Source organism: Pigmentiphaga sp. MLSB6-MA01 (assembly GCF_058793475.1).
On sequence record NZ_JBXAFV010000004.1, the window covers coordinates 48,320 to 63,295 of the forward strand.

A 14,976-nucleotide genomic window follows, 5' to 3' on the forward strand; every position below is an offset into this window, starting at 1 on the left:
GGATCCGGCTTTGCCGGTCCACCCGCATCGCCCCCTTGAGGGGGCGCCCGAAGGGCGTAGGGGGTGGGCTTCCCTTGCGCGCGTAAGCGCGTAGGGGGGGTTACCTCTTGCTCAGGATGCCGTTGGGCCGGAACGCCAGCACCAGCGCCATCAGTATGTAGATCAGCATGGAGGCGGTCGCCGGACCGACGGCGTTGGCCGAGGCCGGCTGCATGAACGAGCCCAGCATGTGAGGAATGTAGGCGCGTCCCAGCGTGTCGATCACGGCGATGAGCATCGCCGCCACCAGCGCGCCGCGGATCGAGCCGATGCCGCCCACCACGATGACCACCAGCGCCAGGATCAGGACCGGCTCGCCCATGCCGGACTGCACCGACAGGATGGGCCCGGCCAGCGCGCCCGCCAGGCCTGCCAGCCCCGCCCCGAGCATGAACAGCAGCTTCTTGAGCAGGTCGATGTTCACGCCCAGCACGCTGACCATGGGCGAGTTGCTGGCCCCGGCCCGTATCAGCATGCCGAAGCGCGTCTTCTGGATCAGGTACCAGGCACCCAGCGCCACCAGCACGCCGACCGCGATGATCAGGATACGGTAGACGGGATACTGCGAGCCGAACAGCGTCACCGCGCCGTTCAGGACCGATGGAATGGCCGCGTAATAGGGGCGATTGCCGAAAACGACGATGGCCAGTTCATTGAAGAACATCATCAGGCCGAAGGTGGCGAGCACCTGGTACAGGTGGTCGTGCCGGTACAGCGGCCTGGCGACCAGATGCTCCAGCAGCAGCCCCACCAGCCCGGCGGCGATGATGGCCGCGGCGATGGCGAAGATGAACGACCCGCTCGCGTTATAGCTGGCCGCCCCGATGAACGCGCCGACCATGTACAGCGAGCCGTGCGCGAGGTTGATGAAATTCATGATGCCGAAGATCAGGGTCAACCCTGACGACAGCAGGAACAACAGCACGCCTAGCTGCACACCATTGAGCAACTGCGACAAAAACAGCGAACTATTCATTGACAGACTTCCGTGTCAAAACCCGGGTCTTCCCCGCATACCCGGTTCTTTCGTTCTTAGTGCCCATGCACTCCCCGATCCCGTGGCGGCGATCGCCACCCAGCATAACGGCGCCCGTCATCGCCATCCATCGGTGCCACCCCTGAAGGAAAGCCCACCCCCTACCCGCTTACGCGGGCCCCCTCAAGGGGGCGGCGCTGGCGGACCGGCAAAGCCGGATCCACGGCGCCCTGGATCAGGGCAAGTAAACGGTACTCCGCACCAAGACGACCCCACAAAGACCCAGGATGCGGTGGATCCGGCTTTGCCGGTCCACCCGCATCTCCCCCTGGGGGGCGCGCGTCAGCGCGTAGGGGGGGTCTACATTTTGCATTCAGCAGCGTAGGCGTCCTTGTGGTCCGTCAGGACCTGCGACAGCTGCTTGTAGCCCACGCCGTCGCCGCTCTTGACGATCTCGTAGGCGTAGTAGTGCTGGATGGGCATGTTGTTGGTGTTGAAGGCGAACTTGCCGCGAGCCGTGGGAAACTTGGAACCGGCTTCCTTGACGGCGGCCGCGAAGGCCTTCTTGTTCGACACCTTGCCACCCAGCTTGGTGATGGCCGCATCCAGCAGGTAGGCGGCGTCATAGGCGGCCACCGCGTACTCGGTGGGAGGACGCTTGTACTTGGCCTCGTAGCCCGCCACGAATTTCTTGTTCTGCGGATTGTCGAGCACCGGCGCCCACGGCGTGCCGTAGACCGAGCCGATCGCCTGCTGCTTGAGCGCGGCCAGCGAGTTGGAGTCGATCAGGCTCTCGGACAGGAACGGCAGCTTGCCCATCAGGCCCGCCTGGTTCAACTGGCGCACGAAGTTCACGCCCACGCCGCCGGGATAGAACACGAACAGCGCGTCGGGCTTGGCGCTCTGCACGGCGGCGATCTCGGCCGCGTAGTCGAGCTGGCCCAGCGGGGTGTAGACCTCATTCTGGATCGTACCGCCGTAAAAGCGCTTGAAGCCGGCCAGCTTGTCCTTGCCGGCCTGGTAGTTCGACGTCATCAGGTAGACGTTCTTGTAGCCCTGCTCCTTGGCGTACTTGCCCATGGCCTCGGACATGCCATCGTTCTGCCAGCCCATCACGAACAGGTTGGCCATGCAGCTCTTGCCCGCGATCGGGGCCGGGCCCGCGTTGGTCGACAACGCGACGACGCCGGCATCCTTGATGCGGCGGATCTCGGCCATCAGCACGTTCGAGAAACCCAGGCCGACGATGGCGTCGACCTTGTCGCGCTCGATGAACTTCTGGACGATCTGCGCGCCCACGTCCGGCTTGAGCTGGTCATCCTCGCGCAGCACGGTGACGGGCTGGCCGCCCAGCTTGCCGCCCAGTTGTTCGACGGCCAGCATGAAACCGTCGTACTGGTCCTGGCCCAGCGCGGCCATGGGACCCGACAGCACGCCGGAAAAACCAACCTTGACCTCGGCATGCGCGGCGCCGGCGGCCATCAGGGCCGCCGCGATCAGGACGGCGGTTTGTTTCTTCATCATCGACTATGTCTCCTTCGTCGGGAAATAGCGGGAAATCAGCGCCCCAGCGCCTTGGCGGTCTTGCCGCCGATCCCGAAATTCGTCTTGGGCACTTCGACCAGCACCACGCGCACGGACTCGCGCGGAGCGCCGATGGCGCGGTGGGTCGCTTCGGTCAATTCCTCGATCAGGGCCGCGCGCTGTTCGTCGGTGCGGCCCTCCATCATTTGCACCTGGATGAGAGGCATGGCGTGCTCCTTACAGTTTCACGCAGACGTTGCGCAGTTCGGTGTAGAACTCCAGCGAGTGCACCCCGCCCTCGCGGCCGATGCCCGATTGCTTGGCGCCGCCGAAGGAGGTGCGCAGGTCGCGCAGGAACCACGAGTTCACCCAGCAGATGCCGACGTTCAGCGCCTTGCCCAGGCGGTGGGCGGTGCCCACGTTCTGCGTCCACACCGTGGCGGCCAGGCCGTACGGCGTGTCGTTGGCCATCTTGATGACCTCTTCTTCCGTGTCGAAGGGCGTGATGTGGCAGCAGGGGCCGAAGATCTCCTCGCGGATGACCGCGGCGCTCTGGGGCAGGCCGGTCCAGATCGTGGGCTGCACCCAGGCGCCCTGGCCCATGGCGCCGGGCATGTCGGGCACGCCGCCGCCGGTCACGACGGTGGCGCCTTCCTCGCGGGCCTTGGCGTAATAGCCCAGGACCTTCTCGCGATGCACCTGCGAGACCAGCGGACCGAAGTTGGTGGCATGGTCATGCGGGTCGCCCAGCTTGAACGCTTCGGCCTTGGCCTTGAGCGCGGCGACGAACTTCTCGAAGATGGGACGCTGCACGTAGACGCGCTCCGTGCCCAGGCACACCTGGCCGCTGTTTTCGAAGGACGAGCGGGCGATGCCGGCCACGGCCTTGTCGAAATCGGCGTCGGCGAAGACGATGCCGGGGTTCTTGCCGCCCAGCTCGAACGACACCGGGCGCACGCCCTTGGCGGCGGCCTGCATGATGGCCTCGCCGGTGCGGGTCTCGCCGGTGAAAGTGATGCCGTCCACGTCGGGATGGCGGGTCAGGAACTCGCCGGCGGAGTCCGGTCCGAAGCCGTGGACCACGTTGTAGACGCCCGGCGGCACGCCCACTTCATTCATGACCTCGCCCAGCAGCGTGGCGGTGGCGGGCGTTTCTTCCGAAGGCTTGACCACGACGGTGTTGCCGCAGGCCAGGGCCGGACCGACCTTCCAGGTCATCAGCAGCAGCGGCAGGTTCCACGGGCAGACCACGCCGATCACGCCGCGCGGCACGCGCACCGAGTAGTTCAGCGCGAAGCCGTTGTCGGGGGTTTCCATGTCGAAGCTTTCGCCCGGCACGTTGCGGATCAGGTCGGCGAAAACCTTGAAGTTGGCGGCGCCGCGCGGGATGTCCACGTGGCTGGCCAGCACGTGCGGCTTGCCGGTGTCGGCCATCTCGGCCGCCAGGAAATCATCGAAGCGGCGGGTGATGCCATCGGCGATGGCATGCAGCATCTCCACGCGCTGCTGGACCTTCATCGTCGCCCACGGGCCGGACAGCGCCGCCCGGGCGGCGCGCACGGCGGCGTCGACCTCGGCCTGGCCGGCTTCGTGCACCGGGCCGATCAGGCTGTTGTCGACGGGATTGCGGTTCTCGAAAGTCTTGCCGGTGGCGACCCACTGGCCATTGATGAAATTCTTGAATTCGTTCATGGACATACCTTTAGATGACATCTGCAAATTCGGGATCCCCGTCGCACAGGTATTCCCACATGCGTTCGAAGATGCGGCCGGCGCCGGTGGCGCGGCGGGCGGCCTCTTCCGGCGACAGCGTCGGACCGTCGGCCAATCCGGCCGCGCGCAGTTGCAGCTCGATGCGCGCGGCGTCCTCGAGGTACCAGTTCAGCACCACGGCCTGCTCGATGCTGGGCGCGGCCACCACCGCGCCGTTGCCGCGCATGACCACGGCCGAGGCGGCGCCCAGCTTCGCGGCCACGCCCGCGGCCTGTTCGTCGGTCCGGATCAGTTGAGGATCGTCCCACAGCGGCACGGCCGGCGAGAAATACGAACCCATGCCATGGCGCGGCGCCGGCGTCACGCGCGCGGACGACAGGGTCATCACGTCGCGCGGCATGCTGCGGATCACCGCCCCGACCTCGGGGCGCAAGCGATAGATATGCTGGTGGATGCGGACTTCGCCCAGCACGCCCTCGGGCAGTTCGCCGTTCACCGGCACCACGGTGCCGGCCTCGTGCGGGCCGATCATGCCCATGGGCCTGGCGGCGCAGACCAGGAAACGGTCGGCGTCCAGCCGCAGGCTGCAATGGCCGTAGGCATGGACCAGATTGGCACGCGCCAGGGCGCGCGCCGCCGCCCGCACCAGGCTCTGCTGCCGGGCGGTCGGTGCATTGTCGTGCTGGCTCAAGTCTTGAACTCCGGAATATCGGGTTTGGATCCCCACATGCAGAACGACGACGGGATGGCGGGGAAGGTGCGGGGACGGTAGGTCTTCTCGTCCTCTTCGGTGATCAGGCGCACGCCCGTCGAATACTCATAGATCATGCCGTCCGGACCTTCGAAATACAGGAACATCGCGCCCGAGGTCGGATGGCGGCCGGGGCCGAAGCGGATGGGAATGCGCTTCTCCAGCAGGATGTAATAGGCCCGCATCACATCGTCGATGCTTTCGACCTGATGGTTGATGTGCTGCACGCCCGGATAGCTGGACGGGAACAGCGCGATCTTGTGGTGCACTTCGTCGATGCGCAGCAGGGGCGCCTCGCCGATGCGGTCGCTGACCTTGGCGCTGAGCAACTGGGTCCAGAAGGCTTCGTCGCGGCGGGGATTGAGGGTGCGCAGGCCGATGTGGCTGAACCCCGTGATGCCCGCATCGCGCGACGGGAAATAACGGCGGCCGCTGTGGTGCGGCGCGTGGACCAGGTCGACGCTGTTGCCCGACGGGTCCTTGAAGTTGATGAAGTCGCGCACGTGGCGCTTCTCGGCTTCCTCGACACTGCCACGGGTGGCCGCGTAGCCGGACTGCTCCAGCAGCGCCATGGCCTGGTCCAGTTCCCCGGGCGTATCGACCTCGAAAGCCGAGGTATGGTCGCGCGGATCGCCTTCGAAATAGCAGAGCGTGTGATCGCGGCTGTCGGACTTCAGATAGACCGCCTTGCCGTCGCGGCGGGCCACTTCCAGGCCCAGGACTTCGGTTGCGTAGCGCACCGAGCCGTCCAGGTCGGGCGTGCCGAGCCGCACGTAGCGGATGTCGTGTAGATGAATCACCGGTGTCTCCAGCTTGGGGCCATGGAAGCAGCCCCCTGCACGTTCGTAGACAGACACGATACGCCACAAAATATCGGTTGGAAATATTTTTATCGAGATTTTATGGATTTCCCTAATGCGAGAGGATTTCGTCGAGAATCGACTAGAATCTAGCCATCGCTCATGAGAGGGGGCACGCAGCCGCCCGAGACGCATGCCTGGAATCCCATTGGAACTACCGCCCCTGGCGCACGCCGCCGCTCCCACCACGCTCGTGGGCACGGCCTATGCCGCCCTGCGCCGCGACATCATCGAAGGCAAGCTCCCGCCCGGCTCGCGCCTGCGCGTGGAGCACTTGAAAGATTCGTATGGGGTCGGCGCGGGCACGCTGCGCGAGGCGCTGTCGCTGCTCGTGTCCGACGCGCTGGTGGTCTCCCACGGCCAGCGCGGCTTCCACGTCACGCCCATCTCGATGGAAGATTTCCTGGACATCACCCGCAATCGCATCCTGCTGGAATGCGAAGCCCTGCGACAGTCCATCCAGGCCGGCGACGACGTCTGGGAAAGCCGCATCATCGCCGCCTTCCATCGCCTGAGCCGGGCCGAGGAACGGCTGGCCACCAACCCCGTCAACCGCTTCGACGAATGGGAAGACCGCAACCGCGAGTTCCACCAGGCGCTGATCAGCGCCTGTACCTCGCGCTGGATGCACCATTTCCTGGGCATCCTGTACCAGCAGGCCGAGCGCTACCGGCGGCTGGTCGTCACCCGCAAGCCGATTCCGCGCGACGTGCACGACGAGCACCGCAACATCCTGGAAGCCTCGCTGGCGCGGGATGGGGAGCGCGCCGGCCAGTTGCTGTCCGAGCACATCAGCACGACCTATGAGGCGGTCAGGCATCTGCCGGCGGATCTGTTCAACGGCAACGCGAACGCGATGGACGCGGCGGGAACCGCCTGAACCCTGGCGGGATGCGGCAGTCCCCCCCTCCGCGGCGACCGCGGAGGAACTTTGGGCGGAACCGGGTTACCCACGATGCAGAAAACCCTCTGCGTACCGTGCACCATGTTCCCGATCAGACCCACCCTGGCTCCCACCCCCGCGCCCCATCCGGACGAAGCGACGGCCGGCCCCTCCCAGCCCCGCACCGACCCGCGGCAGTCCGCCGTCGATTACGCCACCCGTTGCCTGGGCATCGGCAAGGACCAATACATCCACTGGTCGGTCGAACAGGCCATGCAGGACGGGCCCGCACTCATGCCGGATTTCCCGGCGGCACCGGCAGACGTCGCCGCCGCCAGGGCCGACCTGGCCGCCTACGCGGCACACTCCTGGGACGATCTGGCTTCACCGTATATCCAGGAATGGAACGCCGCCTCCGACGCCCTGCGCCGGCAACTCGACGCCGAGCAAGCAGCCGACCAAGGACAGCCGTCGTCCCCGCCGCCGCAACCGGGCGCCGCCAGCCAGCAGGCGCGCATGCTCGACGACTGGGCTGCCCAGCAGCCCCCCCTGCCCCGCGCCTCGACCTCTCCCATGGACGAGGACCACGTCAGTCCGGGCATGGCCGCCCTGGATCTGTCCGGGCCCACCGCCAAGGGCAAGGAACCCGCCCTCGCCCCGTCCGGCGAGGAGTCCCTCCCCGCGTCGCCCCGGTCCGCCGCGTCCGGCACAAGCCAGGACTCTCCGATTCCCCGCAGCAGACGGAACTCCGTCGACGAGCTCATCACCCAGACCATACAAGCCGCTCAAAGAAAGAAGATCGGCAAGACCACGCCACGATCCTTGGACACCTTCAGGAGAGGCGCGGAGGCGCTGAACGCCAAAGCGGGGCGATCCGCCATTCCTGTCGAGGCGGCCCTGGAACGCTACCTGAAGCGCGCCGACAAACCGATCGACGCCCCCAAGGATGCCGTGGACCCGGTCACCGGAGAGCCTGTCAGCGCACACGCACTCGCAATGCGCAAGAAAGTGTGGGACCCGGAAACCCAGGAATTTGTCATCAGAAGCACACTGGCGAAGCGCAAGAAAATCCAGGTCCCGGAAACCGGGGAAATCGTCAGCAAACGCGCACTGGCAAAGCGCAAGAAAGTGTGGCATCCGGAAGCCCGAGAATTCGTCAGCAAGAGCGCCATCGCACATCGCAAGGAAGTGCGGGACCCGGAAACCAACGAACTCATCAGCAAAGGCAGGCTGGAAGGCGGCAAGAAAAAATGGGATCCGCAAACCGAGGAATTCGTCCGCAGCAACACACTGGCACAGCGCAAGCAAGTATGGGACTCGGACGCCGAGGAATTCACCACCCGAACCGCCCTGTCAAAGCGCAAGGCAAGACGCCGCCAGCAAGCCGCCGCCCAGGCAGGCGCCGAAGCCGGCCCCTCTTCCCGGCCCGATGTCGATCGGCCAACGGCTGACTGACCGATTCGAAAAAACACCATGTTCCCGATCAGATCCAACCCGGCTCCCGCCGCCGCGCCCCCTCCGGACGAACCGACGGCCGGCCCCTCCCAGCCCCGCACCGACCCGCGGCAGTCCGCCGCCGATTACGCCACCCGCTGCCTGGGCATCGGCAAGGACCAATACATCCACTGGTCGGTCGAACAGGCCATGGAGCGCGGGCCCGCGGCCATCCCGGGCTTTCCGGCCGCGCCGGCGGACGTCGCCGCCACCCGGGCCGACCTGGCCGCCTACGCGGCACGCTCCTGGGACGAACTGGCGGCGCCGTATGTCGAAGAATGGATGGCCGCCCCCGACGCCCTGCGCCGGCAACTCGACACCGGGCAAGCAGCCAGCCAAGGACAAGCGTCCTCGTCCCCGCCGCCCCAACCGGGCGCCGCCAGCCAGCAGGCGCGCATGCTCGACGACTGGGCCGCCCGGCAGGCCTCCCCGTCCCGCGCCTCGTCCGACCAAGAGTCCCTCCCCGCGTCGCCCCGGGCCGCCGCGTCCGGCACAAGCCAGGACGCTCCCATCCCGCCCGACAGACGGAACTCCGTGGACGAACTCGTCACCCAGACGATACAAACCGCTCAAAGAAGGAAGAACAGCAAGACCGCGGGGAAGATAATGAGGGCCTTCACGAATGGCCTCGATGCGCTGAATGCCAAGCCGGGACGGTCCGCCATCCCTGTTGGAGCCGCCGTCGAACTCTACCGCGGCCAGGCCGGCAAACGGGTCGCATGTCCCAAGGATGCCATCGACCCGAAAACCGGAGAGCCCGTGAGCAAGAGGACACTGGAACAGCGCGGGCAAGTGTGGGATCCGGACGCCCAGGAACTCGTCAGCAAAGGCACATGGATAAAGCGCCAGAAAGTCTGGGACCCGGCAACCAACCAACTACTCAGCAGGGGCACCATAGCGAATCGCAAGCCGGTCCAGGACCCGCAAACCGGGGAAATCGTCTACAAGACCACCCTCGCCAAACGCGAGGCAACCCGCCGCCGGCAGGAAGCAGCCCAGGCAAGCACCGAAGCCGGCCCCGCCCCCCGATCGGATGTCCATCAGCCAGCGCCTGACTGACATCCCCGGGGGAAACGCCACGCTCCCGGCCGGCCCGACGACGCCCCCTCAGCCCGACGAGTCGATGGCCGGCCTCTCGCGGCGTCCAGGCCTCAGATATCCAGCACCAGTTTGCTGCCCTTGCACCCCGATACACAGACCATCATGGTCTTGTTCGACTCGCGCTCGCGCTCGGTCAGCACCGAGTCCCGATGGTCGGGCGTGCCTTCCAGCACGGCGGTTTCGCACGCGCCGCACACGCCTTCGCGACAACTGTAGTCGGCATCGATGCCCGCTTCCAGCAGCGCATCCAGCAGCGCCATGCCGGCCGGCACGTCGATGGTCTTGCCCGACTTGGCCAGTTCGACCTGGTAGCTGCCTTCCTGCGCGGCGGTGACCTCGCCGGCGGCGGCGAAGCGCTCGATGTGCACGTTCTGGTAGCCCAGCTCCTTGCAGGTGGCCTCGAAGGCATCCAGCATGGGCGTGGGACCACAGCAATAGAAGTGCGTATCGGCCGGCTGCGAACCCAGCAGCTCGCGCAGGTTGGGCGGACCGCCCGCCTGGTCGTCGAAACGCGCCGTGACCTTGCCGCCCGAGGCCAGCAGTTCGTCGACGAAGGCCGCCTCGCTCTTGGTGCGCGCGCAGTAGACCAGTTCCACCGGTTTGCCGGCGGCGCGCAGGCGGTTGTACATGCAGAAGATGGGCGTCACGCCGATGCCGCCGGCCAGCAGCACCGACTTGGCCGCGGCCTCGTCCAATTCGAAGTTGTTGCGGGGCGGCGCGATCTTGATGGTCGAGCCCACGCGCAGTTGCTCGTGCACGAAGCGCGAACCGCCGCGGCTGTTACGGTCGTTCAGCACCCCCACCACGTAGCGATGCCGCTCTTCGGGCGAATTGAACAGCGAATAGCTGCGCACCAGGCCGTTGGGCAGATGCAGGTCGATGTGGGACCCCGCGCCGAAGGCCGGCAGTTCTTCACCCGTGGGCGAGCGGAACTCGACGCTGATGATGCCCTGCGCTTCAAGGCGGATGGTGTGAACCAGTACCGTAAGGAGTGAGCTGCTGTTCATGAAAGGGTCGGAAGAAACGGTTATGCGTCGGCACGCAGGGCGATGTCGAGCCGCGCGAACGCATCGATCTCCACGGTCAGACCGGGAAAAACGAGGCCGCGCACCTCGACCAACGTGGAACACGGGTAAGGCGACTGGAAGAACGCCTTGCGGGCTCTTCCGACGTCATCCTTGTCCTGGATGTTCGTCACGTAAATCACCAGTTTATAAATATTTTGCACCCCTCCGCCAGCGGCCTCGACCAAAGCGCGGATTTTGCCCAGCACAATCAGGGTTTGTTCGTAGGTGCCGAGGGGCGACGCGGCCGTCGATTCGGGATTGGCCGTCATGCCCGACATGACGATTTCGTTGCCCAGGACCAGGCAATTGGACCAGGTGGCGGTCTCGCGTTCGGGTACCGATGGCGCGATGACGCGGCGTGCCGCCGCGCCGCCGCTCATCGCGCCCCCCGGAGGCCCCGGATTCCCCGTCCGGGGAATCCGTATCGGGACAAGGGACTCACGCCGCCTTCCCTTTCAGCTTCTCGAACTGCTCGGTCGCCAGGTTGCGCAGGTGGCGGCGCAGGCGGACCAGTCCGATATCGTGCTGGTACAGGTTTTCGCGCTGGTTGGCGTCGGGTTCCATGACCTCGAGCACTTCGCGGTCCTGCTCCAGCACGGCCCAGTGGCGGGCTTCCAGCCGGTTGCGGTACAGGAACTGCCAGGCATGGCGCTGCCAGCCCGAGACCTTGCGGCAGCGCCAGTGGAACACGGCGGCCAGGTTCTCGGAGATGGGCGTGTAGGTGCCGACGATGGCGAAGCTGCCGCCGGGACCGCCGGTGGAGGGATACGGGATCTCCAGCCGCAGCCAGTGCAGGCCGGTATTGGCCCACTCGGTCCAATCGAAGTTCACGCCGCGCTGGCCCTTCTTTTCGAAGACGAAGCCGTGCTCGGTGTCGCGCACGCCGAAATCGGCCACCGAGGAACCCTCGGCCATCGAGTGCGACTGCTTGTGCAGATAGGTCCCGTGCATCGGGTCCATGACGTTGTCGATGACGTAGCGATAGTCGCCGCGCCATTCGGTGTAGCACAGGAAGGCGGCGTACTCGTCCGAGACCAGCTCTTCCGGCAGCGTGAAGTCGGGCGCCTCGTCCACGTTCTCGGCCGAGTTGTACAGGAACACCGCGCCGTTGCGCTCGACCACGTGGAAGGAACGCGCGGCGCGCTTGCCTTCCAGGCTGCAGCCGGGGCTGCCCGGCACGTTGGTGACCACGCCGTCGGCGCGCACCTGCACGCCGTGATAGCCGCAGGCGATGCGGTCGCCCAGCAGGATGCCGCGCGACAGCGGCGCGCCGCGGTGCGGGCAGTGGTCCTCCAGTGCGTACAGCTTGCCGGCCTGGTCGCGCCAGAACACCAGCTTCATGCCCAGGCGGCGCAGCGACACGGGCTTGTCGGTGATGAAGCTGGACGGACAGATCGCGTACCAGGTGTCTTTCAGGCCGTTCGCGAGCAGGGTCTCGGGGCTATCGATCTTGATCATGGCGGACTCCTCAGGCGGTCTCGGCCAGGCGGGCCAGTTCGGATTGCAGCAGGTCCTCGGTCCAGGGCACGCCGTTGGGCGCCGGAGGACCGGCGTGGTTCAGGTAGTCGACGATGGGCGCGAGTTCGTGCTTGCCCGACGCGAAGGCGCGCTCGAGCGAATCGCCCAGCAGGCTTTCCCACTCGGTGGGCGTGCGGCGCCGCGCCTGATGCGGGTCCAGATAACGGTCTTGTTGCATCATTTACCTCCGTTGCGTACGCGTTCGCGGATGCGTTCGCGAACGGGAACAAAGTCATAAGTGGGATAGCACTCGGTGCGGAACACACCCCAGGCCGAGCGCTCGAGTTCGACGTTGACCGTGGCCAGCAGATGCGGCGGCACCTCGAGCGTCACGATCTGCCCCAGCCCCATCGCCACGGTCCAGGACACGATCCTCACGCCCTCGGGCGGAAACCGCTCCCACCAGTCGGCCTCCTTCAACTTCGTCTGGACCGCGTCCAGATTGTTCGACTGATCGTGCTTGAGCAACACGGTCAACATCACATTCGATGATTCAGTCATAGGTTCTCCAGCCTCTGCCCCAGACCCAGGATGCGGTGGATCCGGCTCCGCCGGTCCACCCGCATCGCCCCTGGGGGCGCGCGTCAGCGCGTAGGGGGGGTCTTATCGGTCAAGAATTTGCCGTCGGGCGCTTTCGCGTTCTTCTGGCGGCGGGTGTTGCCGTCCAGGCCGCCATCGATCGCCCACTCGGCGAACATCGTAGGACCAGGCTCGAAATCGCGGGCTTCCCACTCGGCATCCAGGTAGTCGTCGTCGGCGTAGTACTCGATCAGGCCACCGCCCGGGAAATTGAAGTACCAGAAGTAGGCCGACGATATCGGATGGCGGCCCGGGCCGAGCTGCGTGCTCCAGCCGTCGCGGGCCATCGCCATGCCGCCGCCGAACACCTCGTGGATGTCGCGCACGGCGAACGCCACGTGGTTCAGGCCAGCGCGCGGCTGCGGCGGCTGCAGCAGGAACAGGTCGTGATGGCCGCCCTCGGGCGCGCAGCGCAGGAAGGCGCCCTTGCCCGGATAGCGGTCGGAGGCCACGAAACCGAAGTTCTCGGTATAGAACTGCTCGCAGACCTTCACATCCTTCACGAAGAACACCACGTGCCCGACCTCGATGGGCGTGGCGCGCTCGTAGATCGGGCTGCGCTGGTTGCGGCGGGCCTTGGTGCCCCAGGTGTTCATGCCCGGGCTGTCGAGATCGACGTCGATCTTGCGGGTGGTCTGGAAACGCACGGCCAGGCCGTTGGGATCGGTACAACCGACCCGCCCGCCTTCGTTCACATAGCCCGGCTTGCCCTTCAGGCGCGCGGCGAAACGCTCCAGCACTTCGTCGCTGGATACGCCCCACACCACTTCACGCAGCGTCGGACCCTCCTCGATCGCCGGCGGCAGGCCCGGGAAATCGGTGGTCTTCACGATCACCCGGCACTTGTTCATCGACTCGAACACCAGCGACTTGTCCGTTTCCTCGGCAAGCGTCAGGCCCCAGTCGGACAGGAACTGCTTGCAGGCGGCCAGATCGTCGGCGCCGTAGGTGATTTCGTCTATACCCAATACGTCCATTTGGCTCTCCTACCTCAGTTTGCCCAGGGCAAGGGGTTTTCGTTCATGCCCCAGTACATGCCTTTCTGCTCCATGTACTGCAGGATGCCGAGCCGGCCCTTTTCGCGGCCCAGGCCGCTGTCGCGCCAGCCGCCGAACGGCGTGGAGATCGAGAAGAACTTGTAGGTGTTGATCCACACCGTCCCGGCCTGCACGGCGCGGCCGACGCGCCAGGCGCGCTTGTAGTCGCTCGTCCAGATGCCGGCCGCCAGCGCGTACACGCTGTCGTTGGCCTGCTCGATCAGGTTCTCTTCGTTGTCGAAGGGCATCGCCACCAGCACCGGCCCGAAAATTTCTTCCTGGCTGATGCGCGCCTGGTTGTCCAGGCCCTCGATGATGGTGGGGCGATAGAAATAGCCCTTGTCGTAGATACCGCCTTCCGGACGCTGGCCGCCGGTGCGGATGCGGCCGCCCTCGGACACGCCCAGCTCGACGTAGCGCTCGATCGACTCGCGATGGCGGCCGGTGATGAGCGGCCCCATCTGGGTACGCTCGTCGGCCGGGTCGCCCACGCGCAGCGCCGCGGCACGCTGGGCCAGGCGGTCCAGGAATTGCTCATAGATGGCCGAAGCGACGAACAGGCGCGATCCGGCGATGCAGGACTCGCCCGACGAACTGAAGATGCCGTACAGCACGCCGTTGACGGCATGGTCCAGGTCGGCGTCCTCGAACACCATGGTGGGCGACTTGCCGCCCAGTTCCAGCGACACCGGCATCATCTTGTCGGCGGCGATGTGGGCGATGTGCCGGCCGGTGGTCGTGCCGCCGGTGAAGGACACGCGCTTGACCAACGGATGCTTGGTGATGGCGTCGCCGATGACCGAGCCCTTGCCGGGCAGCACGCTGATGATGCCCTTGGGCACGCCGGCCTCTTCGCAGATGGCGGCCAGGTCCAGCGCCATCAGCGGGGTGACTTCGGCCGGCTTGACCACGAGGGCGTTGCCGGCCGCCAGCGCCGGGGCCATCTTCTGGGCCTCGCTGGCGATGGGCGAATTCCACGGCGTGATGGCGGCCACCACGCCCATGGGGTCGTAGACGCTCATGGACAGGTAGTCGCCGCGCGACGGGGTGATGACTTCCTCCAGCGTCTCGCAGGCGGCGGCGAAGAACTGGAAGGTGCCGGCCGCGCTGGCCACCAGCGCGCGCGTCTCGCTGATGGGCTTGCCATTGTCCAGGCGCTGGCGCTGGGCCAGGTCCTCGGCACGCTCGCGGATCAGTTGCGCGATCCGGTACAGCACGGCGGCGCGCTCGTGCGGCTTGCGCTGGGCCCAGCCGCTGGTGCGGAAGGCCTGGTGCGCGCCCTGGATCGCCTCTTCGACGTCGTCCAGGCTGGCCGCGTTCAGGTAGGCCACGGGCTCGCCGGTGGCCGGATAGAGCGTGGCATAGCGTTCGCCGCCGCCTTCGCGCCAGACGCCGGCGACGCAGATGGGAAGGTTCTTGTCGGAAATCAGCATG

16 protein-coding genes are annotated in these 14,976 nt (G+C 66.4%); 3 read left to right on the plus strand and 13 right to left on the minus strand.

The features are described from left to right. Window positions 1-100: 100 nt before the first annotated feature. From AC1Q6E_RS07905 to AC1Q6E_RS07930, 6 genes are all read right to left on the minus strand, one after another. Window positions 101-1,015, minus strand: coding sequence for a branched-chain amino acid ABC transporter permease (locus AC1Q6E_RS07905; protein WP_152796686.1), 915 nt, complete (start codon window positions 1,013-1,015; stop codon window positions 101-103). Between the two features lie 360 nt (window positions 1,016-1,375). Then, window positions 1,376-2,536: an ABC transporter substrate-binding protein gene (locus tag AC1Q6E_RS07910; protein WP_152797778.1), complete on the minus strand. Its 1,161-nt coding sequence runs from the start codon at window positions 2,534-2,536 to the stop codon at window positions 1,376-1,378. 38 nt (window positions 2,537-2,574) lie between these two features. Further along, window positions 2,575-2,766 carry a 2-hydroxymuconate tautomerase gene (gene thmT, locus AC1Q6E_RS07915; protein ID WP_087840781.1) on the minus strand — a complete coding sequence of 64 codons (192 nt, stop codon included), beginning with the start codon at window positions 2,764-2,766 and terminating at the stop codon, window positions 2,575-2,577. Window positions 2,767-2,776: 10 nt separating this feature from the next. Next, on the minus strand, window positions 2,777-4,231 hold the full coding sequence (locus tag AC1Q6E_RS07920; RefSeq protein WP_152796685.1) for a 2-hydroxymuconic semialdehyde dehydrogenase: 1,455 nt from the start codon (window positions 4,229-4,231) through the stop codon (window positions 2,777-2,779). A gap of 10 nt (window positions 4,232-4,241) precedes the next feature. Then, window positions 4,242-4,943 (minus strand): class II aldolase/adducin family protein, encoded by a 702-nt coding sequence (locus tag AC1Q6E_RS07925; RefSeq protein WP_152796683.1) that lies wholly within the window; start codon window positions 4,941-4,943, stop codon window positions 4,242-4,244. After that, window positions 4,940-5,803, minus strand: a complete 864-nt coding sequence (locus AC1Q6E_RS07930) for a VOC family protein (protein ID WP_296556420.1) — start codon at window positions 5,801-5,803, stop codon at window positions 4,940-4,942. Before AC1Q6E_RS07930 ends, AC1Q6E_RS07925 begins: the two co-directional genes overlap by 4 nt. Before the next feature lie 208 nt (window positions 5,804-6,011). On the opposite strand from AC1Q6E_RS07930, the gene AC1Q6E_RS07935 reads away from it, so the two are divergent. From AC1Q6E_RS07935 to AC1Q6E_RS07945, 3 genes are all read left to right on the plus strand, one after another. Further along, window positions 6,012-6,743, plus strand: a complete 732-nt coding sequence (locus tag AC1Q6E_RS07935; RefSeq protein WP_296556421.1) for a GntR family transcriptional regulator — start codon at window positions 6,012-6,014, stop codon at window positions 6,741-6,743. Window positions 6,744-6,818: 75 nt separating this feature from the next. After that, window positions 6,819-8,201 (plus strand): hypothetical protein, encoded by a 1,383-nt coding sequence (locus AC1Q6E_RS07940; protein ID WP_492572523.1) that lies wholly within the window; start codon window positions 6,819-6,821, stop codon window positions 8,199-8,201. 18 nt (window positions 8,202-8,219) lie between these two features. Further along, on the plus strand, window positions 8,220-9,299 hold the full coding sequence (locus AC1Q6E_RS07945; RefSeq protein ID WP_296556423.1) for a hypothetical protein: 1,080 nt from the start codon (window positions 8,220-8,222) through the stop codon (window positions 9,297-9,299). 92 nt (window positions 9,300-9,391) lie between these two features. Here AC1Q6E_RS07945 and AC1Q6E_RS07950 read toward each other — a convergent pair whose 3' ends face one another. From AC1Q6E_RS07950 to AC1Q6E_RS07980, 7 genes are all read right to left on the minus strand, one after another. After that, complete coding sequence (locus tag AC1Q6E_RS07950) at window positions 9,392-10,348, minus strand: PDR/VanB family oxidoreductase (protein ID WP_152797037.1); 957 nt, start codon at window positions 10,346-10,348, stop codon at window positions 9,392-9,394. Between the two features lie 20 nt (window positions 10,349-10,368). Further along, window positions 10,369-10,788: a RidA family protein gene (locus AC1Q6E_RS07955; protein WP_152797035.1), complete on the minus strand. Its 420-nt coding sequence runs from the start codon at window positions 10,786-10,788 to the stop codon at window positions 10,369-10,371. A gap of 58 nt (window positions 10,789-10,846) precedes the next feature. Next, window positions 10,847-11,866 (minus strand): Rieske 2Fe-2S domain-containing protein, encoded by a 1,020-nt coding sequence (locus AC1Q6E_RS07960; RefSeq protein WP_152797033.1) that lies wholly within the window; start codon window positions 11,864-11,866, stop codon window positions 10,847-10,849. 10 nt (window positions 11,867-11,876) lie between these two features. Continuing rightward, window positions 11,877-12,104 (minus strand): recombinase-like helix-turn-helix domain-containing protein, encoded by a 228-nt coding sequence (locus tag AC1Q6E_RS07965; RefSeq protein WP_152797797.1) that lies wholly within the window; start codon window positions 12,102-12,104, stop codon window positions 11,877-11,879. Further along, window positions 12,104-12,427, minus strand: a complete 324-nt coding sequence (locus tag AC1Q6E_RS07970) for a hypothetical protein (protein ID WP_296556429.1) — start codon at window positions 12,425-12,427, stop codon at window positions 12,104-12,106. The genes AC1Q6E_RS07965 and AC1Q6E_RS07970 overlap by 1 nt, the downstream gene beginning before the upstream one ends. Window positions 12,428-12,510: 83 nt before the next feature. Further along, complete coding sequence (locus AC1Q6E_RS07975; RefSeq protein ID WP_152797030.1) at window positions 12,511-13,482, minus strand: VOC family protein; 972 nt, start codon at window positions 13,480-13,482, stop codon at window positions 12,511-12,513. A gap of 14 nt (window positions 13,483-13,496) precedes the next feature. After that, window positions 13,497-14,975, minus strand: a complete 1,479-nt coding sequence (locus AC1Q6E_RS07980) for an aldehyde dehydrogenase (protein WP_492572524.1) — start codon at window positions 14,973-14,975, stop codon at window positions 13,497-13,499. Window position 14,976: the final 1 nt, after the last annotated feature.